We start from the raw sequence: 13,951 nt of genomic DNA on the forward strand, positions 1-13,951 counted from the left end.
AAGCCTTAACGTTATCTGCTATGTCGTTGATATTTAACACCATTGACAGCGTGCGGTTCGCGATTCAGGCCTGAGGCTGGATCTTGAAGAGCCGGAAAAAGTTCTGCGTGGTGACAGCGCCGAGTTCGGCATCCGGCAACCCGCGTTGCTGCGCAATGAATCTTCCGACATGGCTCACGTACGCAGGTTCATTGGGTTTGCCACGAAATGGCACAGGAGCCAGGTATGGCGAATCGGTTTCGATCAAAAGGCGCTCGATCGGCACGCGGCGCGCGACCTCCTGCACATCGGTCGCGCTCTTGAATGTCACGATGCCCGAAAGCGAGATGTAAAAATTCTGCGCGAGCGCGCGCTCGGCAATCGCCCACGGTTCCGTGAAGCAGTGCATCACGCCGCCGGGCTCGCCCGCGCGCTCTTCTTCCATGATGCGCAGGGTGTCGTCGGAAGCCGCGCGCGTGTGGACGATGAGCGGCTTGCCCGTGGCGTGCGCCGCGCGAATGTGGGTGCGAAAGCGCTCGCGCTGCCATTCCATGTCGGCGATCGTGCGCTCGCCCAGGCGAAAGTAATCGAGCCCCGTTTCGCCGATTGCGACCACTTTCGGATGCTCGGCCAGCTCGACCAGTTCGGCCACGCTTGGCTCGCGCATGTGTTCGTGGTCGGGATGCACGCCCACCGACGCGTACACGTTCTCATAGCGGCTCGCGATGTCGAGCACCGAAGGCAGCGTTTCGAGGTCCACCGACACGCACAGCGCGTGCGTGACGGCGTTCTCGCGCATGTTCTCGAGCACCTGCGGGAGGCGGTCGCCGAGGCCCTCGAAGTTGATGTGGCAATGTGAATCGACAAACATGGGTGGTCCTGCGATGAAAGATTCAGGCCTGAGCGCGAGCGTCAGGCGAACAGCTCACGATAGCCGAGAAAGAGTTCCTCGAACACGAGGCGCGCATTCAGCGGATGGTTTTCCACGGCGCGCTGGCGCGTGACCGTTTTCAGGTAGCGCGCGAGCGCTGCCGCGTCGAGCTTCGCGGCGCAGCGCGCGAGGCCGCTCGCGGCCTGCGGGAAGTAGCGCGGGCGCCCTGCTGTGTGCTGCGCAAGCAGATCGTAGACCCAGCGCTGCAACCAGCCGAGCACCAGTGGCACCGGCAGCTTTTGCAGCGTCTCGCCGCAGGCAAAGGCGTCGCAAGCCGGGCCGGCCGCGAGCTGGGCCAGCGTCCAGTCGCGCAGCGTGCGGTTTTCGTCGTTCGCGAGCGCGAGCGCCGCGAGCGGCGCGCCGCCGGCTTCGGCGAGCAGCGCCGGCGCGTCGTCCACGCCCTGCTGCGCGAGCCAGGCCACAGCGGCTTCGGGCGCGGGCGTGCCCATGGGCCACTGCCGGCAACGGCTGATGATCGTCGGCAGCAGGCGGTCGATGCGCGCCGATACCACCAGGAACACTACACCCGCCGGTGGCTCTTCGAGCGTCTTCAGCAACGCGTTCGCAGCGGCGACGTTGAGCGCCTCGGCCGGATACAGCACGACCACGCGCAGGCCGCCGCGGTGCGAGCCGACGCCCGTGAAGCCGAGCAGCGCGCGCACCTGCTCGATGCGGATTTCCTTGCTCGGCGCGCGGCCTTTCTTGCCCTCTTCGCCGTCGCCCTTGTCTGCCTTTTCGGCCTTGGCGTCGTCGTCGCCGGCCGGGCCGATTTCGGCCGCCAGGGCCTCCGGCACGACGATCCGGTAATCCGGATGATTGCCCTGCACGAACCAGTTGCACGCGACACAGGCGCCGCACGGCTCACCGTTAGCCTGCGGCGCTTCGCAGAGCAGTCCCTTCGCCAGATGTTGAGCGAACTCGAGCTTGCCGATGCCCGCCTGGCCGTGCAGCAGGAGCGCATGCGGCCAGTGGCTGCGCAGTTGCTGCAGACGTTGCCAGTCGTCGGTTTGCCAAGGATAGATCATCTTCTGAATCAACCGGTTAAACGATCTTTATGAGAATTCACACGAGCATCGCGGCGATATAAAAACACCAAATATCGCCTTGAAATCAGAGCGTTGCGATCACTTGTTCGAGTTTGGCGCGAATCGCGTCGATGCCCTGCGACGAATCGACGATCGCGAAACGGTACGGCGCCTCTTCCGCGCGGCGCAGGTACTCGGTGCGCGTGCGCTTGAAGAACGCATCGGATTCGCTTTCGAAGCGGTCCGGCTCGCGCGCCGCGCCGCGGCGCTCGCTTGCCGTGTCGGGCGGCAGGTCGAACAGCACCGTCAGATCCGGCTGGAAACCGCCCTGCACCCAGCGTTCCAGCGTTTCGAGCTTGTCGCGCGGCAGCCCGCGGCCGCCGCCCTGGTAGGCGAAGGTGGCGTCGCTGAAGCGATCGGACAGCACCCAGTCACCGCGCGCGAGCGCGGGCTCGATCACCTTGGCGAGGTGCTCGCGGCGCGCCGCGAACATCAGGAGCGCCTCGGTTTCGAGGTCCATCGGCTGATGCAGTACGAGGTCCCGGATCGATTCGCCAAGCGGCGTGCCGCCCGGTTCGCGCGTCATCACGACCGTGCGGCCCGTGGGCGCGACTTTCTCGGCGAGCTGATCGCGAAACCAGGCGAGATGCGTGGTCTTGCCCGCACCGTCGATGCCCTCGAACGTGATGAATCGGCCCCGCGCCATTTAGTTACCCCGGATGTATTTGTCGACGGCCTTGTTGTGGTCGACAAGATTGTCAGAAAAAACGCTGCTGCCGTCGCCGCGCGCCACGAAGTACAGCGCGGCCGTCGATGCCGGATTGAGTGCAGCCTGAATCGCCGCGACGCCGGGCAGCGCAATCGGCGTTGGCGGCAACCCCAGGCGCAGATAGGTATTGTAAAGAGTGTCCGACTGCAGATCGCGCTTGCGCAAATGCCCCGCGTAGCTGTCGCCGAGGCCGTAGATCACGGCCGGATCGGTCTGCAGCGGCATACCCACCTTCAGGCGGTTCGAGAACACGGCCGCCACGAGCGCACGGTCGGCGGCGCGGCCCGTCTCCTTTTCCACGAGCGAAGCGAGCGTCAGCGCCTCGTACGGCGATTTGAGCGGCAAGCCGGGGGCGCGTGCGGTCCAGGCTTCGTTCAGACGCGTCTGCATCAGATGGTAGGCGCGGCGATAAACCTCGAGATCGCTCGCACCCTTGTCGAAGAGATAGGTGTCGGGGAAAAACAACCCCTCGCCACTGCCGTTCGGCGCGGGCGGCGCGCCGATCGCGGCAAGCAGCTCGGCATCGCTCATGCCGGCCGTGTCGTGGCGCAGCGCGGGGTTCGCGTCGAGTTCGGCGCGCATGTGCTTGAAGGTCCAGCCTTCGATGATGGTGGCAACCGACTCGTTCACGTCGCCGAGCGCCATCTTCTGGAGCACGTCGTACGGCGTGACACCCGCCTTGAACTCGTAGTTGCCCGATTTGAGCTGGCTCTGCAGGCCGAGCACGCGCGTCATGAGCACGAAAAGCTGCGTCTGCACGGGCACGCCACCGCGCCGCAACTGCAGCGTGACGCTGCGCACGGTGCTGTGCGGCTTGATGGTGACGTCGAGCTGTGGGGCGGCAAGTTCGAGCGGCGTAGTGGCCCAGCGCCATACGCCGCCTGCCGCAGCGGCGCCAATCACGACTAGCGCGGCGCCGGCAACAAGGCATTTCTTCAGGAGGGACATGGAAACACGACTCAGGGGGACCTCATATAATAACTGCTTGCCTTCGCTAAAGTCAGGATTGACTGTTCCCCGAATCCATGAACTCACCGCTCGATCCCGCTTCCACGCTTTCCGCTCCTGAACTTGCCGCAGAATCTGCCCCTCCAGGCGCGGCCGACTTCGACGCCGTTCTGAAAGGCGGCGCCTACGCGATCCTGCCGCAGTTCGGCGTGATCGACGCCAACGGCGACGACGCCGCGACCTTCCTGCACAGCCAGCTCACCAACGACGTCCAGCACCTCGACGTCGCCGGCGCGCGTCTCGCGGGCTACTGTTCGCCCAAGGGCCGTCTGCTCGCCTCGTTCCTGACCTGGAAGACCGGCGACACGATCCGTCTCCTGATCTCCAAGGACGTGCAGCCAGCGGTGCAAAAACGCCTGTCGATGTTCGTGCTGCGCGCCAAGGCCAAGCTCACCGACGACACCGACAAGCTGCTCGTGGTGGGCCTCGCGGGCGACGTACGCGGCGCGCTCGCAAGCGTGTTCGACGCGCTGCCCGACGGCGTGCACGTGAAAGTGGACGACCCCGCAGGCACGCTGATCCGCGTGCCCGACGCGGCCGGCGTGCTGCGTTATCTGTGGGTCGGCCCGAAAGAAGCCGTGCAGGCGCGCCTCGCGAAGCTCGACGGTGCGGTGAAACGCGTGTCGCCGGCGGTGTGGGACTGGCTCGACATCCGCGCGGGCGAGCCGCGCATCACGCAGGCGGTGAGCGAGCAGTTCGTGCCGCAGATGGTCAACTACGACGTGCTGGGCGGCGTGAATTTCCGCAAGGGCTGCTATCCGGGCCAGGAAATCGTCGCGCGCAGCCAGTATCGCGGCACGATCAAGCGCCGTACCGCGCTCGCCAACGTCGCCGCGAGCCTCGACGCCGCGCACGCGGGCGTCGAACTCTTTCATTCGGACGACCCGAGCCAGCCGTGCGGCATGATCGTGAACGCGGCAGCCGCGCCCGAGGGTGGTGTCGATCTGCTTGCAGAGATCAAGCTTGCCGCGCTCGAAACGGGCAGCGTGCACCTGGGCGCCGCGGACGGCCCCGCGCTGCGCGTGTTGCCGCTGCCGTACGCGCTGCCGGCCGAAGTTTGACGTTGTTGCACACTGTGTCCATCGCAAGTGAGGCGCCCTGCGTCTCACCTTGCCCGGGCACGGCCCCACTCCCGACCCAGCAAGGGCCAGTTCCATGTGCCTGATCGTCTTCGACTGGCGTCCGCGCGCGAGCGCCGGCGCGCTTTTCACGCTCGCGGCCAACCGCGACGAGTTCCTGCGCCGCACCGCCGATCCGCTGCACTGGTGGAGCGCCTCGGACGACGTCACGTCGCCGGGCAGTTCTGCAACGGGCGTGCTGGCGGGCCGCGATCTCGTGGGTGGGGGCACCTGGCTCGGCATGACGCGCAGCGGCCGCTTTGCCGCGCTCACAAACTATCGCGCGCCGAACGACATGCGCCCCGACGCGCCCACGCGCGGCACACTCGTCTCGCGCTGGCTCACCGGCGCGCAAGGTTTGCCCGATACACCGCTCGGTTACCTCGACGAGATCGCGCGTTCGGGCGACCTCTACAACGGCTTTAATCTGATCGTCGGCGACTGGGCGCGGCGCGAACTGGCGTGGTACTGCAATCGTGCGGACCGTGCGCCCGCCTTGCTGCCCGAAGGCACGCACGGCATTTCGAACGCCGTGCTCGACACGCCGTGGCCCAAGCTCGTGCGCAAACGCGCCGAACTCGCGCAACTCGCGGGAGGCGACGCGCAAGTGCCCCTCGCGCGATTCGTGGAAATGATGCGCGACCCGCAAGTCGCGCCCGACCGCGACTTGCCCGCCACGGGTATTTCACTGGAGCGCGAACGCGCGCTTTCAGCGGCCTTCATCGAAACGCCCGATTACGGCACGCGCGGCACCACGGCGTTGCGTGTCACGCTGCGCGGCGCGCTACTGGATGTGGAAGCACTGGAGCGCAGCGACGACGACGGTTCGCACCGCGTCGTGCGCCCGGGCGCTTTCGAGCGCCACGAGAGCTATACAGTCGAAAGAGGCTAAGGCGCTTCAGTCGCCCGTTCCGAGCGCAGCGCGCAGCGCGTGAACGGCCTGCTGCTGCGCGCGTCGCGCCTCGTCGATGAACGCGCCCATTTTGATGAACTCGTGAATCACGCCGTCGAATCGTTCGAGCGTGACTTCGTTGCCCGCATCGCGCAGCTTTTGCGCATAGGCCTCGCCTTCGTCCACGAGCGGATCGAACTCGGCCACACCGATCCACGCCGGCGCGACGCCGCGAAAATCCGGCTCGCCGCGCGTGCCGTCGAGCGGCGCGAAGCGCCAGTCGTCGCGATCCGAGGGGTCGCGTACGTAGTGATCGAAGAGCCATTGGATCGTCGGCGCGGTCAGCAAATGGCCATCTGCGAGACGCCTGTGCGATTCGGTCTGCTGATGCGCGCTCACCGCCGGATAGAACAGCAGTTGCAGCACGGGCGCGATACCCGCGTCGCGCGCCAGCACCGCGCAGACCGTGGCGAGCGTGCCGCCCGCACTGTCGCCGCCCACGGCGAAGCGTGAGGCATCCAGCGCGTATTCGGCCGCGTGCGCGTAGAGCCACGAGTAAGCGTCGAACGCGTCATACACCGCGGTCGGGAAACGATGTTCGGGCGCGAGCCGGTAGTCCACCGAAAACACGGCGCAGCGCGCGTCACGCGCGAACATGCGGCAGAGCGCATCGTGCGTGTCGATGCTGCCGATCGTGAAGCCGCCGCCGTGATAGTAGACGAGCACCGGCAGCGGTTCCGCCCAGCTCGGCTCGACCGGTAGATAAAGCCGCGCGCGGATCGTCGCGCCGTCACGCACCGGCACCTGCAGGTCTTCCACACCATGCATCGGCGCAGCGGGGATTTCGAGCACCGTTGCGCTCTTTTCATACTCGGCGCGAGCCGCCTGCGCCGTCTGCTCGTGATAAGGCGCGCGGCCCGTGCGGGCCACCATGTCGAGCACGAGTGCGATCTTCGCAGTGAGAGGCATGGCACGGACCCCGTGCGCCGCGTTTATTGCGGCGCTTTCTTGACTTCAGGTTTGAGCGAGAGCGGATCGGTCGGGTTGCGCAATGTTTCGATGTCCTCATGACGCAGCTTCACCGATGCGAGGATCTGCGGATGCGTAAGGATGTAGAAGCGCCCTTCCCGCACGGCGTCGAACGTCGCCTTCGCGACGGCGTCGGGCGTGAGCTTGCCGGAACGTACCGCGCGCTGCAACTGCAGATCGGCGGCCTGCTGCGAGCGCGTGAGCGGCGCTTCGTTACGCAAGTCGTCGGGGCGACTGCGCTCGGCGTTCGAAATGCCTGTGGGGACGAAGGCCGGGCACAGCAGCGAGCAGCTCACGCTGTCCGTCACGTTCTTCAGGTCGTGATAGAGCGTTTCGGTGAGCGAGACCACGGCGTGCTTCGACGCGTTGTACACGCCCATGGCGGGGGGCGAAAGCAGCCCCGCCACCGAAGCCGTGTTGACGATATGCGCGCGCTCGCCCTGTTCGAGCATGAGCGGCGTGAAGCTACGCACGCCGTTGGCCACGCCCATCACATTCACGCCGAATACCCAGTCCCAATCCTTCGCGCTGCTTTCCCACACGAAGCCGCCGGTGCCGACGCCCGCGTTGTTGAAAAGCAGATGCACTTTGCCATAGGCATCGAGCGCCGCCTTCGCAAGTGCGTCGACCTGCGCGGCGTCGCGCACGTCGGTACGCACGCCGATAGCCTGTGCGCCGCCTTCGCGCAACGCATTAACGGTTTCGTCGAGCAGCGCCTGATCGACATCGGCAAGCACGAGCTTCATGCGAAGCGCTGCGGCCTGCTGCGCGAACGCGCGGCCAAAGCCGCTTGCCGCGCCCGTGATGACGGCCACGCGGCCGTCGAACTCAAACGGTTCGGACATTGCGAATCCTGCTGAGAAGGTTGCGGTGAATGCTGCGGACGGAAAAGCGAAGCGCCCTTGCCGGGCGCTTGCGCTGGGCAGTGAAACCGTTAAATCAGCTTGACCAGCTGCTTGCCGAAGTTCTGGCCTTTAAGCATACCGAGGAACGCGCCTGGCGCATTCTCGAGCCCTTCGGCCACGCTCTCGCGATAGGCGAGCTGCTGCTTCGCGACAAGCGTACCCAGTTCCGTCAACGCCTGCGGCCACACTTCCATGTGCTCGCTCACGATGAAGCCCTGCACGAGCAGGCGCTGCGTGAGCAGCAGTTGCGGATACTTCAGCGGCATCGGCTCGCCGTCGTAACCCGCGATCATGCCGCACAGCGCGATGCGCCCGAACGCGTTCATGCGCGCAAGCGTGGCGTCGAGCACCGCGCCGCCGACGTTCTCGAAGTAGCCGTCCACGCCGTCCGGCGTCGCGGCCTTGAGGTCTTGATAGAGATTGCCGGCCTTGTAGTCGACACAGGCGTCGAACCCGAGCGTCTCGACGACATAGCGGCATTTGTCCACGCCGCCCGCGATACCCACGGCACGGCAGCCCGCGCGCTTCGCGAGCTGGCCGACCACGCTGCCCACCGCCCCGCTCGCCGCGCTCACGACAACGGTTTCCCCGGCCTTCGGCTCGATGATGCGATTCAGGCCGTACCACGCGGTGACGCCCGGCATGCCCACGGGGCCGAGGTATGCCGAAAGCGGCACGTGGGTCGTATCGACGACGCGCAGGTCGCTGCCGTTCGACGTGCCGAACTCCTGCCACCCGAACATGCCCACGACCTTGTCGCCGGCCTTGAACTTTGCGTTGCGCGACTCGACCACCTCGCCCACCGTGCCGCCGATCATCACCGAATCGAGCGGCTGCGGTGCCGCATACGACTTGCTGTCGTTCATCCGCCCGCGCATGTACGGGTCGAGCGAGAGGTAGTGGTTGCGCACGCGCACCTGGCCCTCTTCGAGCGGTGCGAGCGGCGTTTTGACGAGGCGGAAGTTATCGACGCTCGCGGCGCCTTCCGGGCGCGAAGCGAGCAGGATCTGGCGATTGGTCTGGGTCATGGCGTCCGTGTTGCTTCGTTGGGCGCGGCGAGGCGTTGCATGCCTGCCGCGCAAGAGAACCGCGATCGGGTGCGCACGAGCCGATACCTTGCCCGCGCCCGATCGCGCGTATTAACCGTCGCTCGGGCCCGGCCGCGCGCTGGGATCGCTGCGCAAACGCTGACGCGTCACGTCGCGGCCCACCGCAAGCCGGCGCATGTACTTGAAGGTGCCGAGCGCCTTGGCGACGAAATGGCCTTCGCTGTCGCGAATCTCGCCTTCGCAATAGGCCATGGTGGTGGAACGGTGCAGCACGCGGCCGGTGGCGCGCAATTCGCCGCGCCCCGGCTGCATGAAGTTCACTTTCATTTCGACGGTGACGACGCCCACGCCGTCGGCGGCGACGCTGCGTGCCGCCATGGCAAGTGCCACGTCGGCGAGCGTCATCGTCACGCCGCCGTGCGCGACGTCCCACGTATTCAGATGCCGCTCAGCGAGCGGTAGCACGACTTCGCTCGTACCGTCGCGCGCGCTCACGAGTTGCGCGCCGAGATGCTCGACGAAGGGACTCTCGATGATCGTGAGCGACGCTTGCGGGCTTTGCTGCGCTTCGCCTTGCGGCGCGCCGCCGCCCTGGGATTGATCTGCGGTACCGATCATGATGCGCTTCAGACCACGTAATCCACGCACTGGCGCGACTCGACCACGAGCTTCGCGAACTGCTTCACGACGAGATGTTCGGGGTGGTCCTGATAGCCGTCGAGCGCGGTCTGATCGGCGAAATCGGAAACGAGCACGAGGTCGAACGTGGAAGCGAGACCCGGCGCGGCCACGCCCACTTCGAGGTGCAGCGTGCCCGGCACGAGGTTGCGGCAGCCTTCGAGCAATGCCTTGAACTTCACGACGTTCTCGGCACGCGTCGCGCCTTCGGCCGACTCCTTGAGCTTCCACATCACGATATGACGAATCACGAACTCACCTCTTCTGTCTGCATGGGAACAGGCGCCGCACCGTGCGCGCGCCGACAGCCGTCATGATACCCGCAGCGGCCCGCGCGCGAGACCGGCTCGGCGCACGCCAAAGCGCGCAAAGCCGCGGCGTGGCCGAGAGCGGCGGCAGACTCTCGCGAGTCCGCCGCGCCCTGCGTCAAACGACTTCGAAGAGGCCGGCAGCGCCCTGTCCGCCGCCGATACACATCGTCACCACGACGAACTTCGCGCCGCGGCGCTTGCCTTCGATGAGCGCGTGGCCTGTGAGACGCGCGCCCGACACACCATACGGGTGGCCGACGGCAATCGCACCGCCGTTCACGTTCAGGCGGTCGGCGGGGATGCCGAGCTTGTCGCGGCAATACAGCACCTGCACCGCGAACGCTTCGTTCAACTCCCACAGGCCGATGTCCTCGACTTTCAGGCCCGCCTGCTTGAGGAGCTTGGGCACCGCGAACACGGGACCGATGCCCATCTCGTCCGGTTCGCAGCCCGCCACGGCGAAGCCGCGGAAGATGCCGAGCGGCTGCAGGCCTTCGCGCTCCGCGACCTTCGCGTTCATCACGACGCAGGCGCTCGCGCCGTCCGAGAACTGGCTCGCGTTGCCGGCGGTGATGACGCCGCCCGGCATCGCCGTGCGGATCTTCGACACGCCTTCGAGCGTGGTGTCGGCGCGGATGCCTTCGTCGGCTGCAATCGTCACTTCCTTCGTGACGAGCTGGCCCGTGGCCTTGTCGGCAACACCGGCGAGCACCGTCATCGGTACGATTTCGTCGTTGAAGAGGCCCGCCGCCTGCGCCGCCGCGGCACGCAGCTGCGACTGCACGCCGTACTCGTCCTGGCGCTCCTTCGAGATTTCATAGCGCTTCGCGACGTTTTCGGCCGTTTGCAGCATGCTCCAGTAGATTTCGGGCTTGTGCTGATTGAGCCAGCCTTCGGCCATCATGTGGCGGTTCATCTCGTTCTGCACGCACGAGATCGATTCCACGCCCCCCGCCACGAACACGTCGCCTTCGCCCGCGATCACGCGCTGCGCGGCAAGCGCAATCGTCTGGAGTCCGGACGAACAGAAGCGGTTGACCGTCATGCCCGGCACGCTCACGGGCAAGCCCGCGCGCAGCGCGATCTGGCGCGCGATATTCCCGCCGGTCGCGCCTTCGGGGTTTGCGCAGCCCATGATCACGTCTTCCACGCGAGCCGGGTCGATCTTCGCGCGCTCGACGGCGGCTTGCGTCACATGGCCGCCCAGCGTGGCGCCGTGCGTCATGTTGAAGGCGCCCTTCCAGGACTTGGCGAGGCCCGTGCGGGCGGTCGATACGATTACGGCGTCAGTCATGCGATGTCTCCCACTACGAATATTGAATCCAGAGGATGTCTTTGTTCGAACGTTCAAGCGGACAATGCCAGCACCTCGGCCGACTGCGCGCGCTTCACGCCTGCGGCGAGCAGTTGCTCCCACGCGGCGGCAAGCGAGCCGTTCAGGTCGATGGCGCGCGAGGCGTCTTCGATCAGCACGGTCTCGAAGCCCGCGGCGCGCGCGTCGAGCGCTGACCACGCCACGCAATAGTCGGTCGCGAGGCCGCAGCAGTACACGCGCTTCACACCCACGTCGCGCAGATAGCCCGCGAGGCCCGTGGGCGTCTTGCGGTCGGCTTCGAGAAACGCGGAGTAGCTGTCCACGTCGGCGTGATGGCCCTTGCGGATCACCGCGCGCGCATGCGGCACGTTCAGGTCGCGATGCAGCGCCGCGCCTTCTGTGCCCTGCACGCAGTGCACGGGCCACAATACCTGCTCGCCGTAGGGCAGCGCCGTCGTCTCGAACGGCGCGCGCCCCGCGTGGTTGGCCGCAAACGAAACGTGCTGCGCCGGATGCCAGTCCTGCGTGAGCACCACGTGGCTGAAGCCCTGCGCGAGCCGGTTGGCGACCGGCACGACTTCATCGCCCTGCGCGACGGCAAGCGCCCCGCCTGGCATGAAGTCGTATTGCAGGTCGATCAGCAGGAGCACGTCGTCTGCGCTTCTCATGATGTTCGTCCGCCTGTTCGCTCTCGATAAAACTTAGTTGAACGTACCGCCCTTGCCGGCCAGTTCGACGATCGAAGGCGCGACTTCCCACGCCTCGCCATTGCGCTGCTGCGCATAGCGGCGAATGGCGCGCTCGACGTTGTAGAGGCCGACCGTGTCGGCGTACAGCATCGGGCCGCCGCGCCACAGCGGGAAGCCGTAGCCCGTGAGATAGACCATGTCGACGTCGGACGCCTTCGAAGCGATGCCCTCTTCGAGAATCTTCGCGCCTTCGTTGACAAGCGAGAACACGAGACGCTCGACGATTTCCTCGTCGCTGATCTTGCGTCGCTCGACGCCGGCTTCCTTCGAGTACGCCACGATCATGTCGTCCACGAGCTTCGAAGGCAGCGCGTTGCGCTCGCCCGCCTTGTAGTCGTACCAGCCCGCGCCGGTTTTCTGCCCGAAGCGGCCGGTTTCGCACAGGCGGTCGGCGATCTTCGAGTACTTCATGTCCGGATGTTCCTGATAACGGCGCTTGCGAATCGCCCAGCCGATATCGTTGCCGGCGAGGTCGCTCATGCGGAACGGGCCCATGGCGAAGCCGAACTTCTCGATCGCACGATCCACCTGCGCGGGCAGCGCACCTTCTTCGAGCATGTAGAGCGCCTGGCGCACGTACTGTTCGATCATGCGGTTGCCGATGAAGCCATCGCACACGCCCGACACGACAGCCGTCTTGCGGATCTTCTTCGCGACCTGCATGACGGTGGCGAGCACGTCCTTGGCCGTTTCCTTGCCGCGCACGACTTCGAGTAGCTTCATCACGTTGGCGGGGCTGAAGAAGTGCAGACCCACCACGTCCTGCGGACGCTTCGTGAAGGCCGCGATCTTGTCGACGTCGAGCGTCGAGGTGTTCGAGGCGAGGATTGCGCCGGCCTTGGCGACCTCGTCGAGGCGCTTGAACACCTGCTCCTTCACGCCGAGTTCTTCGAACACCGCTTCGATGATGAGATCGGCTTGCTTGAGGTCGTCGTAGGAGAGCGTCGGGCTGATGAGCGCCATACGCGCTTCCAGCTTCTCCTGCGTGAGCTTGCCCTTCTTCACCTGGGCTTCGTAATTCTTGCGGATCGTGGCGAGGCCGCGGTCGAGCGCTTCCTGCTTCGTTTCGAGCAGCGTGACCGGCACGCCCGCGTTGAGGAAGTTCATCGTGATGCCGCCGCCCATCGTGCCCGCGCCGATCACGGCCACCTTCTGGATGTCGCGCGTGGGCGTGCTCGACGGCACATCGGGAATCTTGCTCGCGGCACGCTCGCCGAAGAACGCGTGGCGCAGCGCGCGGCTTTCCGGCGTCTGCACGAGTTCGAGGAAGCATTCGCGTTCGAACACGAGGCCCTTGTCGAAGCCCTGCTTCACGCCTGCCGCGATGGCATCGACACACTTCACCGGCGCGGGATAATTCTTCGCCATCGCGCCAACGGTATTGCGCGAGAACTGCAGGAAGCCTTCGGCGTTCGGATGCTCGATCTTGCGGTTGCGCACGAGCGGATGCGGCCCTTGCTTGTCGGCTGCCTTGCGCGCGAACGCGACTGCTTCGTCGAGCAGATCGCCTTGCGCCATGGCGTCGAAAAGCCCCGAATTCGCGAGCTTTTCGCTCATGACCGGTGCGCCCGTCACGATCATGTTCAGCGCGGCTTCGAGGCCGATCGCACGCGGCAGGCGCTGCGTGCCGCCCGCGCCCGGCAGAATGCCGAGCTTCACTTCCGGCAGCGCGATCTGCGCGCCCGGCGCGGCGATACGGTAATGCGCGCCGAGCGCCAGTTCGAGACCGCCGCCCATGGCCACGCTGTGGATTGCGGCCACGACCGGCTTGGCGCTCTTCTCGACTTCCTTGATGACGGTGTGGAGCGTGGGCTCCTGCATCGCCTTGGGCGTGTTGAATTCGGTGATGTCCGCGCCGCCCGAGAACGCTTTGCCGGCGCCTGTAATGACGATGGCCGAAACGGCCGGATCGCTCGCGGCGCGCGCGAGGCCCTCGACAATGCCCGCGCGGGTCGAATGCCCGAGGCCGTTGACGGGCGGATTATTGAGCGTGATGACGGCAACGCCGTCGCGAGTCGTGTAGTCCACTGCCATTTGCCTGCCTCCATGCTTGCGGGCCGCGATGTGCGTCGTCGGCTTCATTGTCCGACATTCCCGGTCAGCAGGCAGAATACCCAAAAAAGAACGTTCGTTCAATTTTTTGCTGCGCTGCGGACGCCAGGGTTTGTACTGAACGTGCGAATCTGGCGGGGT

14 protein-coding genes are annotated in these 13,951 nt (G+C 66.0%); 2 read left to right on the plus strand and 12 right to left on the minus strand.

The features are described 5' to 3' along the window. Positions 1-64: 64 nt before the first annotated feature. From FAZ97_RS07080 to mltG, 4 genes are all read right to left on the minus strand, one after another. Positions 65-850: a TatD family hydrolase gene (locus FAZ97_RS07080; RefSeq protein WP_158757803.1), complete on the minus strand. Its 786-nt coding sequence runs from the start codon at positions 848-850 to the stop codon at positions 65-67. A gap of 41 nt (positions 851-891) precedes the next feature. Then, positions 892-1,935, minus strand: coding sequence for a DNA polymerase III subunit delta' (locus tag FAZ97_RS07085; RefSeq protein WP_158757804.1), 1,044 nt, complete (start codon positions 1,933-1,935; stop codon positions 892-894). A gap of 85 nt (positions 1,936-2,020) precedes the next feature. Beyond that, a complete protein-coding gene (gene tmk / locus FAZ97_RS07090) occupies positions 2,021-2,641 on the minus strand; it encodes a dTMP kinase (RefSeq protein ID WP_158757805.1) in 621 nt (206 codons plus the stop codon). Next, positions 2,642-3,652, minus strand: a complete 1,011-nt coding sequence (gene mltG, locus FAZ97_RS07095; RefSeq protein ID WP_158757806.1) for an endolytic transglycosylase MltG — start codon at positions 3,650-3,652, stop codon at positions 2,642-2,644. 77 nt (positions 3,653-3,729) lie between these two features. Between mltG and ygfZ the strand changes: the two genes are divergently transcribed. Together ygfZ and FAZ97_RS07105 are read left to right on the plus strand one after the other, a co-directional pair. Then, complete coding sequence (gene ygfZ / locus FAZ97_RS07100) at positions 3,730-4,773, plus strand: CAF17-like 4Fe-4S cluster assembly/insertion protein YgfZ (protein ID WP_158757807.1); 1,044 nt, start codon at positions 3,730-3,732, stop codon at positions 4,771-4,773. Between the two features lie 94 nt (positions 4,774-4,867). After that, positions 4,868-5,722 carry an NRDE family protein gene (locus tag FAZ97_RS07105; RefSeq protein WP_158757808.1) on the plus strand — a complete coding sequence of 285 codons (855 nt, stop codon included), beginning with the start codon at positions 4,868-4,870 and terminating at the stop codon, positions 5,720-5,722. Positions 5,723-5,728: 6 nt separating this feature from the next. On the opposite strand, the gene FAZ97_RS07110 is transcribed toward FAZ97_RS07105, so the two are convergent. From FAZ97_RS07110 to FAZ97_RS07145, 8 genes are all read right to left on the minus strand, one after another. Then, positions 5,729-6,691, minus strand: coding sequence for an alpha/beta hydrolase (locus FAZ97_RS07110; RefSeq protein ID WP_158757809.1), 963 nt, complete (start codon positions 6,689-6,691; stop codon positions 5,729-5,731). 23 nt (positions 6,692-6,714) lie between these two features. Further along, positions 6,715-7,596: an SDR family oxidoreductase gene (locus tag FAZ97_RS07115; RefSeq protein ID WP_158757810.1), complete on the minus strand. Its 882-nt coding sequence runs from the start codon at positions 7,594-7,596 to the stop codon at positions 6,715-6,717. Positions 7,597-7,685: 89 nt separating this feature from the next. After that, positions 7,686-8,684, minus strand: a complete 999-nt coding sequence (locus FAZ97_RS07120) for an NADP-dependent oxidoreductase (protein ID WP_158757811.1) — start codon at positions 8,682-8,684, stop codon at positions 7,686-7,688. A gap of 111 nt (positions 8,685-8,795) precedes the next feature. Further along, positions 8,796-9,323 carry a PaaI family thioesterase gene (locus FAZ97_RS07125; RefSeq protein WP_158757812.1) on the minus strand — a complete coding sequence of 176 codons (528 nt, stop codon included), beginning with the start codon at positions 9,321-9,323 and terminating at the stop codon, positions 8,796-8,798. A gap of 8 nt (positions 9,324-9,331) precedes the next feature. Continuing rightward, positions 9,332-9,634 (minus strand): Dabb family protein, encoded by a 303-nt coding sequence (locus FAZ97_RS07130; protein WP_158757813.1) that lies wholly within the window; start codon positions 9,632-9,634, stop codon positions 9,332-9,334. A 175-nt stretch (positions 9,635-9,809) separates the two neighbouring features. Continuing rightward, complete coding sequence (locus FAZ97_RS07135; protein WP_158757814.1) at positions 9,810-10,988, minus strand: acetyl-CoA C-acyltransferase; 1,179 nt, start codon at positions 10,986-10,988, stop codon at positions 9,810-9,812. Positions 10,989-11,041: 53 nt separating this feature from the next. Next, positions 11,042-11,677: a bifunctional nicotinamidase/pyrazinamidase gene (gene pncA, locus FAZ97_RS07140; protein ID WP_158757815.1), complete on the minus strand. Its 636-nt coding sequence runs from the start codon at positions 11,675-11,677 to the stop codon at positions 11,042-11,044. 33 nt (positions 11,678-11,710) lie between these two features. After that, a complete protein-coding gene (locus FAZ97_RS07145) occupies positions 11,711-13,792 on the minus strand; it encodes a 3-hydroxyacyl-CoA dehydrogenase NAD-binding domain-containing protein (RefSeq protein ID WP_158757816.1) in 2,082 nt (693 codons plus the stop codon). Positions 13,793-13,951: the final 159 nt, after the last annotated feature.

This window comes from Paraburkholderia acidiphila (genome assembly GCF_009789655.1).
In the GTDB taxonomy this organism is placed as follows: domain Bacteria; phylum Pseudomonadota; class Gammaproteobacteria; order Burkholderiales; family Burkholderiaceae; genus Paraburkholderia; species Paraburkholderia acidiphila.

Coding starts and splice junctions, on each gene's coding strand:
- FAZ97_RS07080 (WP_158757803.1), bottom strand. CDS start 850: ATGTTTGTCGATTCACATTGCCACATCAACTTCGAGGGCCTCGGCGAC.
- FAZ97_RS07085 (WP_158757804.1), bottom strand. CDS start 1,935: ATGATCTATCCTTGGCAAACCGACGACTGGCAACGTCTGCAGCAACTG.
- tmk (WP_158757805.1), bottom strand. CDS start 2,641: ATGGCGCGGGGCCGATTCATCACGTTCGAGGGCATCGACGGTGCGGGC.
- mltG (WP_158757806.1), bottom strand. CDS start 3,652: ATGTCCCTCCTGAAGAAATGCCTTGTTGCCGGCGCCGCGCTAGTCGTG.
- ygfZ (WP_158757807.1), top strand. CDS start 3,730: ATGAACTCACCGCTCGATCCCGCTTCCACGCTTTCCGCTCCTGAACTT.
- FAZ97_RS07105 (WP_158757808.1), top strand. CDS start 4,868: ATGTGCCTGATCGTCTTCGACTGGCGTCCGCGCGCGAGCGCCGGCGCG.
- FAZ97_RS07110 (WP_158757809.1), bottom strand. CDS start 6,691: ATGCCTCTCACTGCGAAGATCGCACTCGTGCTCGACATGGTGGCCCGC.
- FAZ97_RS07115 (WP_158757810.1), bottom strand. CDS start 7,596: ATGTCCGAACCGTTTGAGTTCGACGGCCGCGTGGCCGTCATCACGGGC.
- FAZ97_RS07120 (WP_158757811.1), bottom strand. CDS start 8,684: ATGACCCAGACCAATCGCCAGATCCTGCTCGCTTCGCGCCCGGAAGGC.
- FAZ97_RS07125 (WP_158757812.1), bottom strand. CDS start 9,323: ATGATCGGTACCGCAGATCAATCCCAGGGCGGCGGCGCGCCGCAAGGC.
- FAZ97_RS07135 (WP_158757814.1), bottom strand. CDS start 10,988: ATGACTGACGCCGTAATCGTATCGACCGCCCGCACGGGCCTCGCCAAG.
- pncA (WP_158757815.1), bottom strand. CDS start 11,677: ATGAGAAGCGCAGACGACGTGCTCCTGCTGATCGACCTGCAATACGAC.
- FAZ97_RS07145 (WP_158757816.1), bottom strand. CDS start 13,792: ATGGCAGTGGACTACACGACTCGCGACGGCGTTGCCGTCATCACGCTC.